The following is a 17903-nucleotide window of genomic DNA, read 5'->3' as shown; positions in this document are numbered from 1 at the left end:
ATCATGTTGGCATGACACATTCAGACAAAAATAAAGCCTTTTGGCTTTCCAGACGTAGTGCTTTTGTCTTTTTAGGCGGCGGCGCAGTCTTCACAAGCGGTGCACTCGTTGCAAACGGTTTTGGCAAAGACCCACAAACGACAGATGCAGATACCAGTCACGCAACGAGCGATGCTCCCAAAACCGCTCCGGGTTTTGACACACTTAGTCAAAATCAATGGCAAAATCTAACAAAAGCCGATTGGCGCGATAGACTTAGTGAAGACGCATACAAAATATTGCGCAACGAAGCGACCGAGCGCCCTTTCTCAAGCTCTTTAAACGACGAGAAACGGGATGGTTGGTTTGCTTGTGCAGGATGCGGGCAAATATTGTTCACCTCTGACCAAAAATATAATTCAGGCACAGGATGGCCAAGTTTCTCAGATGCCATTCCTGGCCGTTTAAAGACCAAAGCAGATCGCAAATTATTCTATACCCGAACAGAATACCATTGCTCTCGCTGCGGCGGCCACCAAGGACATGTCTTTGATGACGGACCTAAGCCAACCGGCAAACGTTGGTGCAATAATGGTGACGCGCTTGTCTTTGTACCCGAAGCTGATCTTTCTTGATGGTCTTTGATTTGTGCGCTTATTCAACGGCGCACAAATACTCATCATTGCTTACTTCACGGCCGGCTTCACAACCAATCGCACTAAGATTATTAGCCGCTTCTCCTAACCATTGAGAGCGCGCTTCATATTCTATGAGTGAGGTGACAGTATTGGGCGGAGTAGCAGCCCATTCAGGAATTTCGATCGCCACACATGTCTCAATTGGCTTTTCATTCGCCAAACATAGTGCATCGCGCAGCTCTAACAGGTCGCGCACCCCTGCACGAAGCGCCAAATCAATTCGAACCAAATCATCCTCAGAAGGAGTAGAATGTTTTAGCTCAAGCGCAGATCTCGCTTTACCGATAATGACATTCCAACGCTCAGCACCTATCGCCACAGTAAAAGGATCCAAATTGCTTCTTAGACCGACAGCGCGCACTTTTTCGGGCTTATCTTGAAACATGACACGTTCGGATTGCTTCGCCTCAGTGCCGCAAGCAATAAGCGATGTTAGACAAATAGTACTCAAAAAAGCCAATAAAAACGACCGCATGACTAATCCTCTCTTGGAAATAGGCTTCAGAACGCTATATCTTTTCTTGATACGCTACGCGTCAAATTCTCTTTCGGAGGAAGCATTTTAACCATTCCTCTTGCTTGTTCGAATTTTACTTTTCTGCGGAAAAACCAAAGAAAAGTCCCCCAATCCGCTCGTTTATAGTTAACATGAAACGCTGAAATCCCCAATTTGTCTATCCTAGAAGGCCAAGAAATATGACAATTAATTTAGATATGGTGTCCGATGTCGTATGCCCATGGTGCTGGCTGGGACTGCGCCGCGTAGAGGCCGCGATTGAGATTTTTGGAAGTGATAAAGTCACGTTAAATATGCGTCCTTTCCAGCTCGATGCCAATGTTGCGCCAGAAGGTGTCGATTATAAAGAGTATATGCGCAACAAGTTTGGAGACACATCATCCGACAATAAATGGACCCAAATGCGCGAACACTTGGAAGCTGCAGGCCAAGCTGAAAACATCCCCTTTCGTTTTGATGGAATCCCCAAACGCGCAAACACATTCAACGCTCACCGCATTATCCGCTGGGCACAAGGTCAAAGTGTAGATGGGAAATCATTAGGCCCCAAAGCCGCCGAAGCATTTTTTCATGCATACTTCAAGCGCCACAAAGATCTCAACGACACGCAGACATTATTAAGCTTGTCAGAACAAATCGGCCTCATCCCTGAAGTGATTGAAAAACTCCTTGGCGAAGACGCGGATGTAAAATCTCTACAAGAAGAAGAAGCATTCTTCCGCAATCTTGGTGTTTCAGGTGTTCCAACCTTTATCGCAAATGGCAAATATGCGATCCAAGGCGCACAAGAAGTGTCCGCGCTCGTAATTTTCTTGGAGCAAGTTGAAGCAGGGCCAAATATTCCCGAAGAGCCTGCGTAATCTAGGATAATTGCAGTTTGACTAGCTCAGCATAAACTGCATTTTTCTGCATGAGGGTTTCGTGATCCCCCTCTTCGACCACACGGCCCTTATCAAGCACGAATATTTTATCGGCCGATCTCACCGTTGATAACCGATGCGCAATAATCAACGTTGTGCGCCCGTGGGATAATGTTTCCAGTGCTTTTTGTACTTTGGCTTCTGATGAAGCATCCAACGCGCTCGTTGCTTCATCCAATAATAAAATAGGCGCGTCTTTTAAAATGGCACGGGCTATCGCAATACGCTGTCTTTGGCCACCTGAAAGATTACGACCACCTTCACCTGCGCGTGTATCTAATCCATCGGGCAAATCATGCACAAAATCACAAGCGGCCCCCTCCATCGCAACAATGATTTCAGCCTCACTTGCATCCATCTTCCCTAGCTTAATATTTGTTCTCAGCGTGTCATCAAACAAAAACGCATCTTGAGACACAAGCGACATATGAGACCGTAAATTATGGCGCTCTAAATGGCGCACATCGATATCATCCAGTAAAACATGACCATTGGCCGCATCATACAAACGAAGCGCCATATTAAAAACAGTCGATTTACCTGCCCCGGATGGGCCAACCAACGCAATCGTCTGTCCCTTCTCTGCTGAAAAGCTCAAACCATTTAGAACTGGCTGATCACCATAAGAGAAAAATACATTGTCAAAAGCTATTCTGCCTTCAATGTTTTCAAGCTTTGTCGCATCGGCTTTATCTGCAACTTCATCGGGTGCGTCCAGCACAGCATAGATACGATCTAGTGCCGCCAACCCCTCATTTGTCACAGAATTTAGCGTCCCAAGTGCACGCACCTCAGGAGAAGCGGCACCAATAGCTGCGATAAATCCACCAAAATCACCTACTGTGGCTTCACCATTCATGATGCGCCAACCTGTAAAAGCAAACACTCCCGCTAATGCTGCCCCGCCAACGACCTCTAATAATGGATCTACAAGCGCTTTAGAGCGCAACACTTTAAGGTATAATCTGGCCCGCTCAAGGAAACCCGCATGAGCACGCGCATTCTGATAAGCTTCAAGATTAAAAGCTTTAGAGGTTCGCCCCCCCTGAAAACCTTCATTGAGCAAAGCCGTCATTTCACCCGTTTGCTGCTGCGCAGCCTTGGAAACTTTACGAAGCCTATTACCAATCTGCACGACAGGCGCAAATGCAATCGGGTAGACAACCAAGACCATCAAAGCCAAAGCCCAATCATACCAAAACATGGTCGCAACACACGCCAGAACGGTAAGAATGCCCTTAATCAAGTTTGTCGCTACACGTAAAGATGCTTCACGAACAAGATTCATGTCATTGATAAATTGAGAAACAAATTCACCCGATGCAGCTGCAGTTAAGCGCTGATAATCACCTTCAATCAAACGACTGAACAGCGCATCCTGCACACTTACTAAGCCTTTTTGAACAGCGGAATTATTCAATATAGTTTGCGTGTACAATGAAATAGAACGTATCATTGCAAATCCCACCACAGCACACGGCAATAGCCAGATCATTTTTCCAGATGGTACGGACAGATTGAGCAATGGAATTTTGACCATGCCCTGACCATGTTCACTCGCACTGAGCCAATCAAGCCCCGTCTTCACCATCAAACCATAACTGGCAACGGCAAGCGCTGTTATAGCCGAAAATAGAGCCCCTAAAGCGAACAAACGCCAATGCTTCGCCATCCAATCAGAGGCGAAGCGACGTAAGAGTTTATTGTCTGGTTTAGCCATAATAAGGCCCTTCAATTATAGGGCCGCACATCCTAAACGTCGTGTGAATGACCAGTTTCTGGGTCCATCAAACGGTGAGCATGCAGAATAAAGAAACGCATCTCGGCATTATCAACAGTACGTTGAGCTGCTGCTTTCCATGCATTGTAAGCCTCTTCATGCGACCCGAATGCACCCACAAATTCTACAGCTTTGAGATCTTCAAACTCGATACCGGTGACATCTTTTAATTCTCCACCGATGACCAGGTGCAATAATTGGGAACTGGATTTTGGTGCTGATGTGTTCATAGGATCCAACTTCGTTTTTGCTCGATTTATGTTTTGATGTGCCGTACCGACAAGCTTTTCCTCTTTAGGATCAGGTATCGGGGCGACTCGTACTTTGTCTATTAGCAATGGATGCAAGTTTTTGCCAGCGCCAACTACGCTTCTCTGGACCGGTATACGACCATTGAATACAAATTCGCGCCCTTTATGGTCAGTACACTGCCCACCTGCCTCTTTGAGTATCAATGTTGCCGCCGCTAAATCCCAATCACACTTATTGCTCAAAGCCACCACAGCATCCCATTGCCCACTTGCAACCAACGCTATTCTATAGGCGACGGCGTTTGGAATAGGATCGGCTAATTGCAATTTGGGCCAAAGCCAATCTGGATATTCAGGGTAAGGCTGAAACTGCGTTGGATGTCCAATCATCTTACAATCAACAATTTCCTGTGCACCAGAAGCATAAATAGGCTCACCATTCAAAAATGCGCCGCCGCCCTTGCTAGCTTCAAACATTTCATCTGTGGATGGATTGTAAATGACACCCGCAACGGATTCATCATTGTAAAGCAACGCTATAGACACACAAAAATATGGCTGACCTGCAATGAACGCTTTTGTGCCATCAATAGGGTCGACAACGAACACACGCCCCATATCACGATTATCAGAATCATCTTTCGTTTCTTCAGATAGCCATCCATAAGTTGGCCGTTGAGAAAGCAATCGAAGCGCTATGCGGTCATTCACCTCAATATCAGCCTGTGTCACAGGGTTATTGGGTGATTTGTCCCATTTTTTAGCGCCTTTTTGAAACCAAGTTAACGCCAACTCACCTGCTTCCTTCGCAACATCACGCAAAAGAATGAGATCATCTTCTAAGGAAGCAGCAGTGTTTTTAGAGTCCGGCAAGCGACATCCCATCAATGAGAATACTTGGCGCATTTGTCGACCCACGGTTTTCAAGGTCTGAGCCAGGAATTAGTCTTTTAAACATGGATGGCAAATCACCCGCTATGGTTACTTCAGATACAGGGTGAACAATATCACCACCTTCAAACCAGAAACCAGATACCCCAACAGAATAATCACCTGTATTTGAGTTGATCGAAGGGCCAAACATATCTGTCACAAGCAAGCCACTTCCTGCTTGTTTCATTAATCCGGCCTGATCTAATTCACCAGCAGCAAGGTTTAAATTGGTTGTGGTCACGCCCGGAGGGTCACCAAATCCAGAAGAAGCCATTCCATTGGGTTTCAATCCCAACTGTTTAGCTGATGGACCAGACAAGAGCCACTGGGTGAGCACACCATCATCAATCAATTTCTTTTTTGATACAGGTCGCCCTTCACCATCAAACCAACGAGACCCCCAACCAGAAATTTCCAGTGGATTATCAATGATATCAACCCCTGCAGCAAAAACCTGCTCGCCCATTTTATCTTTCAAGAAAGACACACCGCGTGCGACAGCAGGCCCAGATATAGCACTGACAAAAGATGATATCAGCCGACTGGAGAGACGGTTATCGTAAATAATTGCTGCGGTCTGAGACTTTATTTTTTGCGCACCCAATCGCGCAACAGCGCGCTGCCCCGCTGACAATCCAACTGAAGCTGGTGTCGGCATATCTGCATATTTACGTTTTGCCCAACTGTCATAATCACGTTCCATCGCTCCATCTTTTTGAGCGATAGCCATCACAGCAACAGATGTTGATCCACCAACTTTCATTGCCGAAAAACCATTGGAAGCCGCAACATACCCTGTCGATGCGCTCCATGTTGCGCCAGCATGACCAGTTTGTTGAACACCAGACACTTCAAGCGCAGCAGCTTCAGCTTCCAACGCTCGTTCCTTTAGCAAATCAGCTGAGGGACATTCATCGCCTTCAAGCATAAGATTCACATATTCAGTCGCGATTTCATCTGCTGGCGTAATACCACAATATTTATCTTCAGGTGCCGCTTTGGCCATTGCCACAACGCGCTCCACCATAGCCTTTAAGCCATCTGGAGACATATCTGAACCCGACACATGCGCCTGACGTTGACCAACCAACGCACGCAGCGATACGCCGCCTGCTTCTTCACGCTCCACCCCCTCAAGGGCACCATTGCGAACCTCAACGCTCAAGCTTTCGCTCGTTGCCAAGCTAGCATCTGCCGCATCAGCGCCGGCTTTGATAGTAGCTTCAATGAGGGATGATAAAATGTCTGCTTTATTTTCTTGTGTCATGATTAACGGTATGGACCGGACAGCTAAAAACTACAACGCGCCAAATAAATTTGAATGCATTTTTTTTGATCTACAATTGCATTTCTTTGATCATTCTCCGTCCATTCACTGTGCGCTAATTGCGAGATTGGTTAGGACTATGAAAATGTAGAAATGACAATTTATCCCAATACCCACGCTGAAACACGATTTTCTCGTCCTTGATCTCAAAATACCCATGCCCTTTGAGACCATTGGGATCTTTCCATTCAAGCGTTGCCCAGTGATTTTCGCCTTCTATTTTCTCGATAATACAAAACATCTGCGCTTCTTCAAACTCTTGCTGAAAAGCTTCTCTTATGTTCGAACGCCCGATAACAGGCTGCTGCATCATTAAATGGTTTGTTGCGCCTTCCGCGTATAGCGAAGCTAGCAATTGCGCATCGGCCCTATTGAAAGCATCCACCCAAGCTTCAATTATACCTATATTTTTTCTACCTTGATTTTCAAACAACATCCTAGCCTTTATCTCGAAACCACCCCGATACTGTAAAACGGGGTAATGCAGCAAAAGATGAAACTTGAGAAACGGAATGAAGAAATTTTGTATCAAAGACCGTTAGATTATTGAAACGTGGTAAAAGTCCTTGTTCGACATCCTGTTTTTTATTCAAAAATAGTAATAAGCCCCCCCAATCAGGTTGCCATATTTTTGATAAACCCAAAACATAAGCTGCCCGACGTTCGTTATTTTTACCAAAATCCAAATGACGGGTGAGATAATGACCTGGATTATATCGACAGGCTGCCGCATCCGCACGAATGATGTGAGGTGTATTTGTCAGCTTGCGACCAATATCGAGAAATATGTCGCTATTTATGAAATCCGTGAGTTTGTGAATTGTGTGACCTGGATCCCAACCATTTTGTTTCGCTCGTACCATGGGATAAAAATCATATAAGTATCCACGGTTTTCTCGCGCCCTCAACAACACATCATTCAATAATAAGTTGCGATCATTTTCCGGCATTTTTAACCAATCAGCATAAGCATGCTCAACTGGCATATTTCTTTCATTGGTATATAAAACCCGCCAATTCACTTGGGTTGCAAACAACTTAAACAGCATTTCAGCTATATTTGTTTCAAAGAAATCAGGTATCTGAACAATACCCCGCTCTTCATAAAGCGCCGCATATTTTTTAATATCAATGTCTGGATTAATCTTTATTGAGATATTGCTGTCCATGCGACTCAACTTTCTAAGCTAATGTAGTTTCTAAAGCTGACATAAGCATGACAAGCTATTCTTCTCTATCAACTGATATTTTTCAGTTTCACAAACAAAAAAAACCTACTACGCAAACAGTAGTAGGTTTTATCGAGAACCGAATAGTGGAATAAATTAATTATCGCGCGCGTCTGGCAAGCGATCATTAATGTCGTCGCGAATATCGAGCAATGTCACGATCAATCCACACAAGATTGTTGCAACAAACCATCCGACAGCCAAACCAGACAACACGGCAACCAAACCTTCGCCTGTTTCAGTTAGACGACGACCTACCAGATCAAAAAATGTCTGATTTACAGTTTGTCGTTCAATGTAAGTACCGAGTGCAAACACAATGATTACCGCAAAATATGCGATGTAAACAAGGCTGCGAAAGCTGTTAATGATGAAGAACTTCATAGCGAACCTTTTATCCTAATTCTGCGCCTGAGCATACTTTTGGCTGATTGCAGATCATTTTCAAGTGTTTTCCCCCATATCGGGTAATTAATAAACACCTTACTCCCGGCGGAGTATGCGATCTACCATCATTTTGGCTTTCCAAGTAGCTAAAAACTCAGCTTTCACTGCTTCTCGATCATAAGGACCGTCAATCCACTCAAGGAAAGTCAGCGGTGTTTCACCTTCTGGTGTCTGCTCGACGAGGTCGATGTATTGCTGAAAGAAAAAATCCAGCATTCCGGTTTTACCTTGTTTAACGTGAAGATATTTAAACGATAGCTGCTCTACCGCTTCTGCTATTGGCAGGCCCTGCCGAAAATGCATGTATAATACTGACATAATACCAGCGCGATCCGCACCCGATTTACAATGCATGAATGCAGGATAAGCAATATTATCGAATAGATACTTTGCATCGTGTATCTTCTTGGGCGTCGGCGTATCTCTAGAAAACATCTGAAAATCGATCAGATCAATACGGTTTTCTTCGCAAGCTTCTTTCTCCAATACATAATAACCTTTGGGGCTTTCTCCGCGCAGGTTAATAATGGTTTTAATGCCCAGCTCTTTTGCATAAGCCGCCACCTGTTTGGGCGAGGGCTGATTCCCGCGATACATTTCATCAGATATTTGATGCAAATTGCGAAATCTGAGCCGTAAAAACCCGTGATCTCCCCACATTAGATCATGATTTGCCAATTTGCGGCCTTCAGGGGTCGAAATATCACGTGGTTCTTTTAGTTTCTTGCCCAAGATTCTAGCTCTCTGTCTGATAATTTAGGATCGTATTGGCAAATACGCGTACACGTCAGCAGAGTAAAGGCTTGTATCTCATGACAAACTGGCAGATGTTCTGCTCCACTCACGCCAACCCGCAGTGACGAGTAGATGTAAAACTGATGATAAAGTCCATTTTCCGATCCCAAATCCTGCAATCCATTCTTGGTTGGATATTGTGGGCTTACATGGCGCTCATGGTCCGCACGAGCAAATGGACGATTGAAGGAGAAGAAATTCTCCAAGACCATTTTGAAAACAATAAAGGCGCAATCCTCGCAGCATGGCATTCACGTATTTTTGTCATGTCTGTACTGCCTGCAAAAATCACATCCCGCTGGAAAAAAGCAGAGAACCCGATCTCAATGATTATCTCTCAATCAAGGGATGGCGCTTTTATCACTCAAGCGGCTATCCATTTGAACCTCAACCCGATTAGAGGCTCTGCTGCCAATAAAAAGAAAAAGAATAAAGACAAGGGCGGCACTGAAGCCCTTCGTCTCGCCACTAAAGCGCTTAAAAAAGGCGGCGTAGTTTGTATGACACCGGATGGTCCACGAGGCCCTCGTGAAGAAGCGGGTCTAGGACCAATCCGCATTGCCCAACTCACGAACACGCCTATCATTTTATGGGGTGTTTCCGCCGCTCCATCTAAACGTCTAAAAACATGGGACCGCCTTGTTCTTCCGGGATTGTTCTCGAAAGGTAGTGTTGTGTTTGCTGGCCCAATGGAAGTGCCGCGTTCAGCGGATGCTGAAGCATTACGCGCAGAACTTGAATCACGCCTGCGAGAGGTGACACGTCGCGCGGATAAACTTGCTGGCCTCGAAGCTTTGCCCTATCCAGAAAAAGCCTCTTCTCCACAATCTCAAGATGGCAATACATCCACGCAAGCGGCTAACGACTAAATGACATTCAGTCTATTTGCATATTCCATTATCACTCGACTACTAGAACCCTTCGCAGGGGTTATGCTCAACAAACGCGTTAAATCCGGTAAAGAGCGACAAGAGCGTCTCGCAGAACGATTTGGAAAAACAAACAAATCTCGACCATCGGGCAAGCTCATCTGGATGCATGGGGCAAGCGTTGGCGAAACAGCCATGCTATTGAGCATATTCAACAAATTACAAACGTCCTACCAAGACTATCATCTTCTTGTCACAAGTCAGACTTTAACATCTGCAGATATGATAGCTTCAAAAGCCAATCCCAATATCACCCATCAAATGGCACCAATTGATACGCCCAAAGCGATTGAAAATTTCCTATCCCATTGGCAGCCTGATATTGCTGTTTTTGCAGAAGGTGAAATCTGGCCAAACCTCATACGCAGAACACGCAAAAAAAACATCCCCCTCAATTTCATCAATGCGCGTATGACAACAAATACATTGAACGGGTGGAAAAAACGCAAGAATGCAGCAAAAGCGATTTTCAATTGCTTCAACTTTATCGGTGCGGCAGACACACAAACGGCCAATGGATTGGGTAAAATTCTTAACAGGCCCGTGAACACAATCGGCAACCTAAAACGTGCGATCGAAGCCCCCTCTTGTGACCCACAAGAATTGACAAATTGGCAAACCTCAATTGCTGGCCGTCAGTGTTTTCTTGCCGCTTCCACCCATTCGGGAGAAGATGCAATTGTGATTGATGCCTTTAAAAAGCTTCGCGCAAAAACCAGTAATGCTTTCCTTATCCTTGCACCACGACATCCTGACCGCGCACCTGAAATTGAAAAACTGCTCACCGATTCCGGATTAAATTTTGAAAAGCGCTCCATAATCAATCAGACAGCCTGTGCAGCCCCTGTTTTGCTTGCAGACACGATTGGTGAAATGGGGTTATGGATGCATTTAGCGAAAGCCATATATCTTGGCGGTGCTAACAAGCCAGACGTTGGCGGTCACAACCCGATAGAACCTCTCAAACTGCGCAAACCAGTTTTCACAGGCCCGCATTCTTTTAATTTTGCTGACTTGATACAAGCTTTGCAACCATGCAAAGCAATCTCCATCGGCAATGATGCAGAAGCTTTGTTTGCGTTTTGGGATGATGTGATATCTGAGAACACTCACTACAACCCAGATTGGGCATGCGTTGATTCAGTCTTTTCAGCAGTTGATGAACCGCTCACTCTGACGTTACATACACTCAGAGCACAGTTAGAGGAGTAGAGTATGCAAGAACCAGCTTTCTGGCGCGAAAGAGATAGAACCAGCCGCTATGCAGCTCCCTTGATCAGATCACTTCTGACCCCTTTCTCTATGGCTTATTCTTTTGCCGGCAAATATCGCCTCGATAAAACACAACCAGAAACAGTGGGTATACCTGTCATCTGCATCGGCAATTTAACTGTTGGAGGAACAGGAAAAACGCCGCTCACCACATATATTCGTGATGTCTTGCTTGCTGACGAAAACATTCGGGTCGCAACACTCTCTCGCGGTTATGGCGGCAGTATGAAAGACCCTGTCCGCGTCGATGTTGATCAACATACTGCAGCAGATGTAGGTGATGAGCCATTAATGATGGCACGCACCGGCGAAAACTGGGTCGGCAAAGACAGAGTCGCCGCTGCAGAAGCGATGGAACATGCCGGCGTTGACCTTATCTTGCTCGACGATGGCTTTCAAAACCCAACTTTGGCCAAATCAGCGTCCATTCTGGTGATCGATTCTTCCGCTCCATTTGGCAATGCATTTGTATTTCCCAAAGGCCCATTACGCGAACCAATTGAACAAGGCATTCAACGTGCCGATATCATTATTTTGCTAGGCGATGGCCCTATCCCCACCGAAATTGGCGGTTTCGCAGGACAAATAATGCGCGCACGCATCGTACCTCATGAAGCGCCTCATCCGGGAAAATATATCGCATTTGCAGGAATTGGACGTCCAGAAAAATTCTTTGATACACTCGCCTCTTTCCCAGACATTGAAGTGGTTGAAGGCATTCCTTTTCCTGATCACCATGTCTATTCTGAGGGCGATTTATCCTATCTAAGGCAATTGGCCCGCACACGCGTTGCCACCTTAATCACCACAGAAAAAGACTATATTCGCCTACCTGAAAAACAGCGCGGTAAAATCCATACACTACCAGTGACAATTTCATTCGACTCCTCAGAAGATGAAGCTCGTTTAAAAGCAGCTCTTTTAGCGCAATTGCCATCCCCCAAATGACGCAGAATGAAAACTCCTCCAGCTCAGGAAACGAGACTGAAGCAGCCTATAAACGCCGCACTTTCATAGATAGCCGCGCCACCTTCCGCGAGCGCGCGCAATGGCGTGTGGAAGCTTTTGCGTGGGATCACATATACTGGAACCGCTTCTCCAAAAAAACGATCGACCAAGCTTCAGATGACGGCGCAAAGCTCATCCGCAAGCTTGGCCCCATTTTCGGTAAAAGCGCCCACCGCACCGCCACACGTAACCTTGCCATGGCCTTTCCCGAATGGAGCAAAGAACAAGTAGAAGAATGCGCCCTAAAATCTTGGGAAAATTTTGGCCGTATCGCAGGCGAACTGCCCCATGTCCACAAAATCCGCGTCGATGGCGATGACCCGCGCCTTAACGTTGAAGGCGCACACCATGTCGACGCCATCAACGCATTGGGCAAGCCATGCGTGATTATCTCCTGCCATATGGCAAATTGGGAGGTTATGGCCCAGCCCATCACATCGCGTTTAAAAGACTGCGTGATCACCTATCGCTCTGCCAATAATCCCCACATTGATAAGCGCATTGCTGATGCGCGTTTGCAAAATTCCGTCGGCACACTCGCCGCCAAGGGCACTGGCACACGCGACCTTATGCGTGCTCTCGCGAGTAAGCGTTCTGTAGCGTTGATGAATGACCAAAAATACAATGAAGGCGTGCCAATTCCATTCTTTGGGCATGACGCGATGACAGCCCCCGGCCCGACGCGCATGGCGCACCGCTATAAAATTCCGCTTCTGCCTATTTCAACGCGTCGCACAGCCCCCGCACGCTACACCGTCACATTCCACGCCCCGATCTGGACCGACCAAGCCATGAGCGCTGATGAAGCAGTTGCAGACACACTCCCGAAAATCACAGCATGGACGGAATCCCAAATCCGCGCCGCGCCCGACCAATGGTTCTGGCAACACAATCGCTGGCCAAAAGAAGCGTGGAAACAGGCTGGGGTGATGTAAAGTGGGATTGAAGAGTACTAAAAATTGTTGATTTACCTTTAGCAACCATTACTTTTTAGTAGTGCTCCCAATGACAATCAGAGGACACGGAAAGAGCTAAACATACACCAAATTGACTATAGTTTGATAAATCAATCAAAGATCGTTCTTTCACAATTTTCTGTACAATTTCTTTTAAACCTATTCGGTCGTAGTCTTTGTCAAATTTGTTCACCGAAGCAAGAGCAATAACTCTACGGTTCCAACCATCGTTAGAAGTGCTGTTTGATTGTCCTAGAGTAATTTTAGCTATGGTTATAGTCTCTCCAGTTTCACAAACTTTCAAACTCACCCTTGCCAGGTCTGCTAAATAATTTGCTCTATTAAGTGCAAGTATTTCATTTTTGTCCTTCAAACCGTCACCTGACGCAGCTCCAATTACAAAGAGAGTTTTAAATTCACAGAGGTTGAATCCAAATCCTAATTCACTTGGAGACGCCTGTAAGTTGTTCATACCCATGACTAGATTTGATCCGCTCCCGATCTCCCAACTTACAGGCAAGTTTGTGGGCCTCTCGATGAGTGACAGACTGTAGCTTTGTTTGACTTTTATTTGTGATGAGCAGGATTGGATTGCTGGACAGCTTTTAACTTGTGGCGTCACTTCGGTCTCTTGAGGGATCTGAGATTGTTCAGTCGAGCCTGTACTAGAACCAAATAACGTAACGCTATCACCAACAGATATTCCACTAGCACTATAAACGCTTGCACTGGGCTCTACCGCCAAACCGGTAAGACTAAAAAATGCTACTCCTAAGATGCTGAACGATAAAAAAGCAATCCCTGCAAAGACCATGGATGGTCGCTGTAGCTTACTTCCTTTGAAAAAACTTTTCTTTAGTTGCTCAACAATCCAATGATGAGAACCGATTACAAAAACAAAAAATAAAACTACCCAAAAAACGAATGCCAATAAAGATATCAAAAGACCTTTTGATAAAATATATGGAACGCATGCACACAGACACATCACCATAATTATTAAAGGGGTCCAAAACAGGAGGAAGGCTCCCCAATAAAATATCGGCCTCCAGAAAGTAGATGGAGTTGCTTTGAAGCGAGCCAATTGCACGAGCTTACTGTTCCAGTAAATCGCCCATATTTTTCCAAAAAATTCAGATATTACTTAAGTGCCCCACAACCGAACTATTCTTTGATACACTTAACATCAACTTTTAAGTGTATCAATAAAATTGCCATTTACTATTATTTAACGCCCCAACAAAACCTCCCCTAGCGTAAACGCGAAACTATTGCTCATTTGCCAACCGACACAACATAGACGCGCCTCAAATTCGATCAAAAACAGCAAAAACGCCTATTTTTATGCGTTTTCTCAAATATTTTCTATTTACATCTGCCTCCATTTTCCACAACATGCGCCCACGCCGACAGCCTAACGCCTTTGTGCGTTCGCCTGTTAGCATTGGTGATGACATGTAATTGTCCGAGGGGTCAGACAATTACAAACGATATCATCGGGCAAATGTTGAGGTGTGTGTCATAACGACCTTCAGCGACAAGCGAGAAGTTTGGCTGGGCTGGCCAGACTTCTCGCGCCACTTTCAAAACCATTTCCGATAGAAACAGCAATAACCGACATGCATGCGTGTCGGATAAGTTTGCACATATCCATATAAATCAGCGCAGCATACCGGCGATTTAAGCTTGATAAATAACGCTTATTGTACGTCTAAGTCGGCCAATTCCAACACGATTGCCGGATCAATATAAAAATCACCATTGCGATCATCTCGCGCCGTGTTGCGCCATTTCACAGCCCAGTGCAAATGCGGGCCTGTTGTGCGCCCTGTATTCCCAGTCGCCCCTAAACGTTCGCCGGTTTGCACACTTTGCCCCGCAGCAACATCCACTTGTGATAAATGCATGAACACAGAAACCAGTCCATACCCATGATCTAGGAAAATTGAACCACCTTCATAATAGAGGTCAGGATCGCCTAAAATCACAGTTCCACCCATTGGCGCGATTAAATCTGTTCCCACAGGCACAGCCATATCCAAGCCGCGATGCACGCTTGTGGACTCACATTTTTTGCCAGTTATTTCAGACACACCTGTATAATGGCGGGTTGGTCCAAATGGGCTACTATAGGGCCCATCAGCAGGCTTTAAAAAAGATATAGACGATGAAACCGGCGCATTGAGGCTGGCAAATGCGTCCACTTTTTTCACCCAAGACTCACCAGCATGTTTCTTCTGTTCTGGTGTGCGCGCATCGACTTTATCGCAATTCATGCCCGTCAGTTCACGAAAATCATCCTTACGCGCCGCAACGGGGATTTCAAACTTTTCAAAAGCCTCAACGCCATCAATTGACCAAGACACAATCGCAGGTGAAGCGGCATTTTGCTTCAATCCAATCGTTGCCAGACCACTTTCCCCAACAATTGCCACAGCTTCTCCATTTAAGGAAACACGCGCTCCAACGGGCAATTGACAAACTATCAGACCACCTTGCTTCGCATTTTTAGAGCATTTGTTTTCAGCTGGTTGCATGACCGCTTGATCATCGACAACCTTTTCATTGCTGACTTCCTCCGCAAGCGGAACAGCATCTTCAACATCAGGCTCCGTCACAGCAATTTCAGGTACACTTTGCACTATCGCTTCATCCGCATCAGAAACCGGCGCACAGGCTATCATCACGCTCAGGCCAATTGCACAGGAAGAAATCAAAAGGCGTTTCATGTCGGTCAAATCGCTTCTCGCATTTGCTCTAAAAAAGGTGGCGAACTTTAAACCTAAACTTGTGTCATGAACCCAGCATTAAGCCTCACCACGACTGTCCAATTTACGCAGTCGGCTGCATTTCTTTCCAGCGCTTCACAGCAGCTTCTGCATCCACATAAGGCTCTTGCAGATCAACGCTCCAATATTTCAAATCCTCAAGCAAAATCTGTTCATTCGTCACAGCACAAATGACGAATTTTCCCATTTTTAGGATTTCAAAATCAGCATCAAGATACTTTATTTTCGCTTCTCCGGGGAGACCTGAAGGCAACATATTCATTTCCTTTTAGACCTCACAAAGATGGAGGCATCAATTTTAAGTCCAGCATTTTGTATGATCGTGAAGATCATAACTGATTATTCTTTTTAAAACAGATCACCCTGCCCACCGGACCCAGATGGAGGTTTAACTATTTTTTTTGTCGGTGCACTCGCAATCCCGCCCAATTGCGTGGTCTGAGGCTCCGTTTCGCGCACAATACGCGGCGCTTCTTGCGGCGTCTTCGGATCAGATGTCACCCGCACTTCGTCATCAATAAACTGCAAGCGCAATCTCTCAGATGAATCCACATCACTTGCATGACGCACCAATTCACCATTCATGCGTTGAACCAACACAAACCCCCGCGCCAACACATTCTCATGTGATACGGACGACAAGAGACGGTTCACCGTTTCTAAATTCTCATATTTCTTGCCAATCAAGCGCTCCATAGCCACAGTTGATCGGTGAAATGTCGCCTCAACCAGATCTTGCTTACGCCCAAAAGTATTGCGCGGATCCCGTGCTAGGAAGCGGCCATATATGCCATGCAAAAGCTTAGAGCGGTCGCCAGCATCTCTGCGAAGCGCAAAACTTGCTCGCATATACAAGGTGTCTAGCGCTGTTTTACGTCGCACCATTTCTCTTTGCAAAGCTAATGGCTGAAGCCCGCTTGATGCCTGCTGCAAGCGGCTACGCATACGCACGACAATATCTTTAAGCGCAAACCCAAGTTTTTCAGATGCATAGTCCAGTCGCTGACGCACACCTTGCACCAACATTTCAGGCCGAGGCATCCGCGCAGTCACAGCTCTCAACTCAACCTTACTTGTATCAACACCGCGTTGCAGTGCTCTTTTCCCACGCGCCCCCAATGCATCAGTGGTCGCAATCAGTTCAGCACGCACAGGCAGTGCAATTTCAGCTGCACCCGTTGGTGTTGGCGCACGTCGGTCTGAGACAAAATCAATGAGCGTCGTATCCGTTTCATGCCCAACAGCAGAAATGATCGGAATTTCGCTTTCAAAAACAGCGCGAACAACGTCCTCATCATTGAAAGGCCATAAATCCTCAACAGATCCACCGCCCCGCGCAACAATAATCAAATCGGGCCGCTTTATTTTCCGCGCCGCTGGTCCAATCGCATTAAACCCGCGAATTCCTCCTGCCACTTGAGCAGCCGCATGCTCACCCTGCACCAATGCCGGCCAGATCAAAACGTGCGTAGGAAAGCGTTCTTTCACACGATGCAGAATATCACGGATTACAGCCCCCGTCGGGCTGGTAACAACACCTATGGTTTCTGGCAAAAACGGCAGTTCTTTTTTGTGCTCAGGATTAAACAACCCTTCAGCCGCCAATTTTTTCTTGCGTTCTTCAAGCAATTGCATCAACGCGCCAACGCCAGCTGGTCGCATAGATTCCGCGATCATCTGATAATTAGAGCGGCCAGGATATGTTGATAAACGTCCCTCAGCGATCACTTCCAATCCCTCTTCAGGTTTGAATGGAAGTTTGGATACCTGCCCTTTCCACATAATCGTGTTGAGCACTGCTTTATCATCTTTTAAATCGACATAGAGATGGCCCGACTTTGCCAGCGTCACACGTCCCAATTCACCACGCACCCGCACATAAGAATATGCATCCTCGACGGTTCGCTTTAAACGATTGGAAAGTTCAGAAACTGACATTTCTGGTGAATTGGAGTGAACCTCCCCGACACCTGATTTTTCAAGTTCATTTTCTGTGGTGTTTTTTTGTGCATCAAAAAGATCAGACATATCTTTTAAATAAAGAATCCCAGCCAACGGGTCAAACCAAGATTT

At 45.9% G+C, this 17903-nt stretch carries 18 protein-coding genes; 6 read left to right on the top strand and 12 right to left on the bottom strand.

The genetic code is table 11. From position 1 onward, the window contains the following. Positions 1-11 precede the first annotated feature (11 nt). On the top strand, positions 12-614 hold the full coding sequence (gene msrB, locus HBAL_RS05080; RefSeq protein WP_015826859.1) for a peptide-methionine (R)-S-oxide reductase MsrB: 603 nt from the start codon (positions 12-14) through the stop codon (positions 612-614). 19 nt (positions 615-633) lie between these two features. On the opposite strand, the gene HBAL_RS05075 is transcribed toward msrB, so the two are convergent. After that, entirely contained in the window at positions 634-1152 is a 519-nt protein-coding gene (locus tag HBAL_RS05075) for a hypothetical protein (protein ID WP_015826858.1), read from the bottom strand. A gap of 221 nt (positions 1153-1373) precedes the next feature. Here HBAL_RS05075 and HBAL_RS05070 point away from each other — a divergent pair, with 221 nt between their 5' ends. Beyond that, the gene (locus HBAL_RS05070) at positions 1374-2054 is read left to right on the top strand and encodes a DsbA family oxidoreductase (protein WP_015826857.1); all 681 of its coding nucleotides are present in this window, start codon (positions 1374-1376) and stop codon (positions 2052-2054) included. A gap of 1 nt (position 2055) precedes the next feature. Here the strand turns inward: HBAL_RS05070 and HBAL_RS05065 are convergent, their stop codons facing one another. The 7 genes from HBAL_RS05065 to HBAL_RS05035 all read right to left on the bottom strand — a co-directional run bounded on the left by HBAL_RS05065 (position 2056) and on the right by HBAL_RS05035 (position 8813). Then, positions 2056-3834 (bottom strand): ABC transporter ATP-binding protein, encoded by a 1779-nt coding sequence (locus HBAL_RS05065; RefSeq protein WP_015826856.1) that lies wholly within the window; start codon positions 3832-3834, stop codon positions 2056-2058. Between the two features lie 32 nt (positions 3835-3866). Next, positions 3867-5051 carry an inositol monophosphatase family protein gene (locus tag HBAL_RS05060; RefSeq protein WP_233356745.1) on the bottom strand — a complete coding sequence of 395 codons (1185 nt, stop codon included), beginning with the start codon at positions 5049-5051 and terminating at the stop codon, positions 3867-3869. Continuing rightward, positions 5005-6345, bottom strand: a complete 1341-nt coding sequence (locus tag HBAL_RS05055; RefSeq protein WP_015826854.1) for a TldD/PmbA family protein — start codon at positions 6343-6345, stop codon at positions 5005-5007. Before HBAL_RS05055 ends, HBAL_RS05060 begins: the two co-directional genes overlap by 47 nt. A gap of 115 nt (positions 6346-6460) precedes the next feature. Next, positions 6461-6841, bottom strand: coding sequence for a YybH family protein (locus HBAL_RS05050; RefSeq protein ID WP_015826853.1), 381 nt, complete (start codon positions 6839-6841; stop codon positions 6461-6463). 1 nt (position 6842) lies between these two features. Further along, positions 6843-7574: a 2OG-Fe(II) oxygenase gene (locus tag HBAL_RS05045; RefSeq protein ID WP_015826852.1), complete on the bottom strand. Its 732-nt coding sequence runs from the start codon at positions 7572-7574 to the stop codon at positions 6843-6845. Between the two features lie 156 nt (positions 7575-7730). Then, positions 7731-8018: a hypothetical protein gene (locus HBAL_RS05040; protein ID WP_015826851.1), complete on the bottom strand. Its 288-nt coding sequence runs from the start codon at positions 8016-8018 to the stop codon at positions 7731-7733. 99 nt (positions 8019-8117) lie between these two features. Further along, the gene (locus HBAL_RS05035; protein WP_015826850.1) at positions 8118-8813 is read right to left on the bottom strand and encodes a fused DSP-PTPase phosphatase/NAD kinase-like protein; all 696 of its coding nucleotides are present in this window, start codon (positions 8811-8813) and stop codon (positions 8118-8120) included. A gap of 146 nt (positions 8814-8959) precedes the next feature. On the opposite strand from HBAL_RS05035, the gene HBAL_RS05030 reads away from it, so the two are divergent. From HBAL_RS05030 to HBAL_RS05015, 4 genes are read left to right on the top strand one after another with little or no spacing between them, the layout of a single operon-like run. Beyond that, complete coding sequence (locus tag HBAL_RS05030) at positions 8960-9745, top strand: lysophospholipid acyltransferase family protein (protein ID WP_015826849.1); 786 nt, start codon at positions 8960-8962, stop codon at positions 9743-9745. Beyond that, positions 9746-11017 carry a 3-deoxy-D-manno-octulosonic acid transferase gene (locus tag HBAL_RS05025; protein WP_015826848.1) on the top strand — a complete coding sequence of 424 codons (1272 nt, stop codon included), beginning with the start codon at positions 9746-9748 and terminating at the stop codon, positions 11015-11017. A 3-nt stretch (positions 11018-11020) separates the two neighbouring features. After that, the gene (lpxK, locus tag HBAL_RS05020) at positions 11021-12025 is read left to right on the top strand and encodes a tetraacyldisaccharide 4'-kinase (protein ID WP_015826847.1); all 1005 of its coding nucleotides are present in this window, start codon (positions 11021-11023) and stop codon (positions 12023-12025) included. Continuing rightward, a complete protein-coding gene (locus HBAL_RS05015; RefSeq protein WP_015826846.1) occupies positions 12022-13020 on the top strand; it encodes a lysophospholipid acyltransferase family protein in 999 nt (332 codons plus the stop codon). The genes lpxK and HBAL_RS05015 overlap by 4 nt, the downstream gene beginning before the upstream one ends. Before the next feature lie 55 nt (positions 13021-13075). On the opposite strand, the gene HBAL_RS05010 is transcribed toward HBAL_RS05015, so the two are convergent. The 4 genes from HBAL_RS05010 to xseA all read right to left on the bottom strand — a co-directional run bounded on the left by HBAL_RS05010 (position 13076) and on the right by xseA (position 17858). After that, complete coding sequence (locus tag HBAL_RS05010; RefSeq protein WP_149037366.1) at positions 13076-14131, bottom strand: hypothetical protein; 1056 nt, start codon at positions 14129-14131, stop codon at positions 13076-13078. A 610-nt stretch (positions 14132-14741) separates the two neighbouring features. Next, the gene (locus HBAL_RS05005) at positions 14742-15770 is read right to left on the bottom strand and encodes a M23 family metallopeptidase (RefSeq protein ID WP_015826843.1); all 1029 of its coding nucleotides are present in this window, start codon (positions 15768-15770) and stop codon (positions 14742-14744) included. A gap of 103 nt (positions 15771-15873) precedes the next feature. Then, positions 15874-16086: a DUF2093 domain-containing protein gene (locus HBAL_RS05000; RefSeq protein WP_015826842.1), complete on the bottom strand. Its 213-nt coding sequence runs from the start codon at positions 16084-16086 to the stop codon at positions 15874-15876. A gap of 92 nt (positions 16087-16178) precedes the next feature. Further along, positions 16179-17858, bottom strand: a complete 1680-nt coding sequence (gene xseA / locus HBAL_RS04995) for an exodeoxyribonuclease VII large subunit (protein WP_015826841.1) — start codon at positions 17856-17858, stop codon at positions 16179-16181. Positions 17859-17903 lie beyond the last annotated feature (45 nt).

It is taken from the genome of Hirschia baltica ATCC 49814, assembly GCF_000023785.1.
Lineage (GTDB): Bacteria > Pseudomonadota > Alphaproteobacteria > Caulobacterales > Hyphomonadaceae > Hirschia > Hirschia baltica.
This window is presented reverse-complemented; position numbering and strand designations above follow the sequence as displayed.

Excerpts from the sequence above, each read along its gene's own strand:
- HBAL_RS05065 (WP_015826856.1), bottom strand. The coding sequence starts at position 3,834 with ATGGCTAAACCAGACAATAAACTCTTACGTCGCTTCGCCTCTGATTGG.
- HBAL_RS05025 (WP_015826848.1), top strand. The coding sequence starts at position 9,746 with ATGACATTCAGTCTATTTGCATATTCCATTATCACTCGACTACTAGAA.
- HBAL_RS05040 (WP_015826851.1), bottom strand. The coding sequence starts at position 8,018 with ATGAAGTTCTTCATCATTAACAGCTTTCGCAGCCTTGTTTACATCGCA.
- msrB (WP_015826859.1), top strand. The coding sequence starts at position 12 with ATGACACATTCAGACAAAAATAAAGCCTTTTGGCTTTCCAGACGTAGT.
- HBAL_RS05000 (WP_015826842.1), bottom strand. The coding sequence starts at position 16,086 with ATGTTGCCTTCAGGTCTCCCCGGAGAAGCGAAAATAAAGTATCTTGAT.
- HBAL_RS05015 (WP_015826846.1), top strand. The coding sequence starts at position 12,022 with ATGACGCAGAATGAAAACTCCTCCAGCTCAGGAAACGAGACTGAAGCA.
- xseA (WP_015826841.1), bottom strand. The coding sequence starts at position 17,858 with ATGTCTGATCTTTTTGATGCACAAAAAAACACCACAGAAAATGAACTT.
- HBAL_RS05045 (WP_015826852.1), bottom strand. The coding sequence starts at position 7,574 with ATGGACAGCAATATCTCAATAAAGATTAATCCAGACATTGATATTAAA.
- HBAL_RS05030 (WP_015826849.1), top strand. The coding sequence starts at position 8,960 with ATGATAAAGTCCATTTTCCGATCCCAAATCCTGCAATCCATTCTTGGT.
- HBAL_RS05050 (WP_015826853.1), bottom strand. The coding sequence starts at position 6,841 with ATGTTGTTTGAAAATCAAGGTAGAAAAAATATAGGTATAATTGAAGCT.
- HBAL_RS05075 (WP_015826858.1), bottom strand. The coding sequence starts at position 1,152 with ATGCGGTCGTTTTTATTGGCTTTTTTGAGTACTATTTGTCTAACATCG.
- HBAL_RS05070 (WP_015826857.1), top strand. The coding sequence starts at position 1,374 with ATGACAATTAATTTAGATATGGTGTCCGATGTCGTATGCCCATGGTGC.
- HBAL_RS05060 (WP_233356745.1), bottom strand. The coding sequence starts at position 5,051 with ATGCGCCAAGTATTCTCATTGATGGGATGTCGCTTGCCGGACTCTAAA.
- lpxK (WP_015826847.1), top strand. The coding sequence starts at position 11,021 with ATGCAAGAACCAGCTTTCTGGCGCGAAAGAGATAGAACCAGCCGCTAT.
- HBAL_RS05005 (WP_015826843.1), bottom strand. The coding sequence starts at position 15,770 with ATGAAACGCCTTTTGATTTCTTCCTGTGCAATTGGCCTGAGCGTGATG.
- HBAL_RS05055 (WP_015826854.1), bottom strand. The coding sequence starts at position 6,345 with ATGACACAAGAAAATAAAGCAGACATTTTATCATCCCTCATTGAAGCT.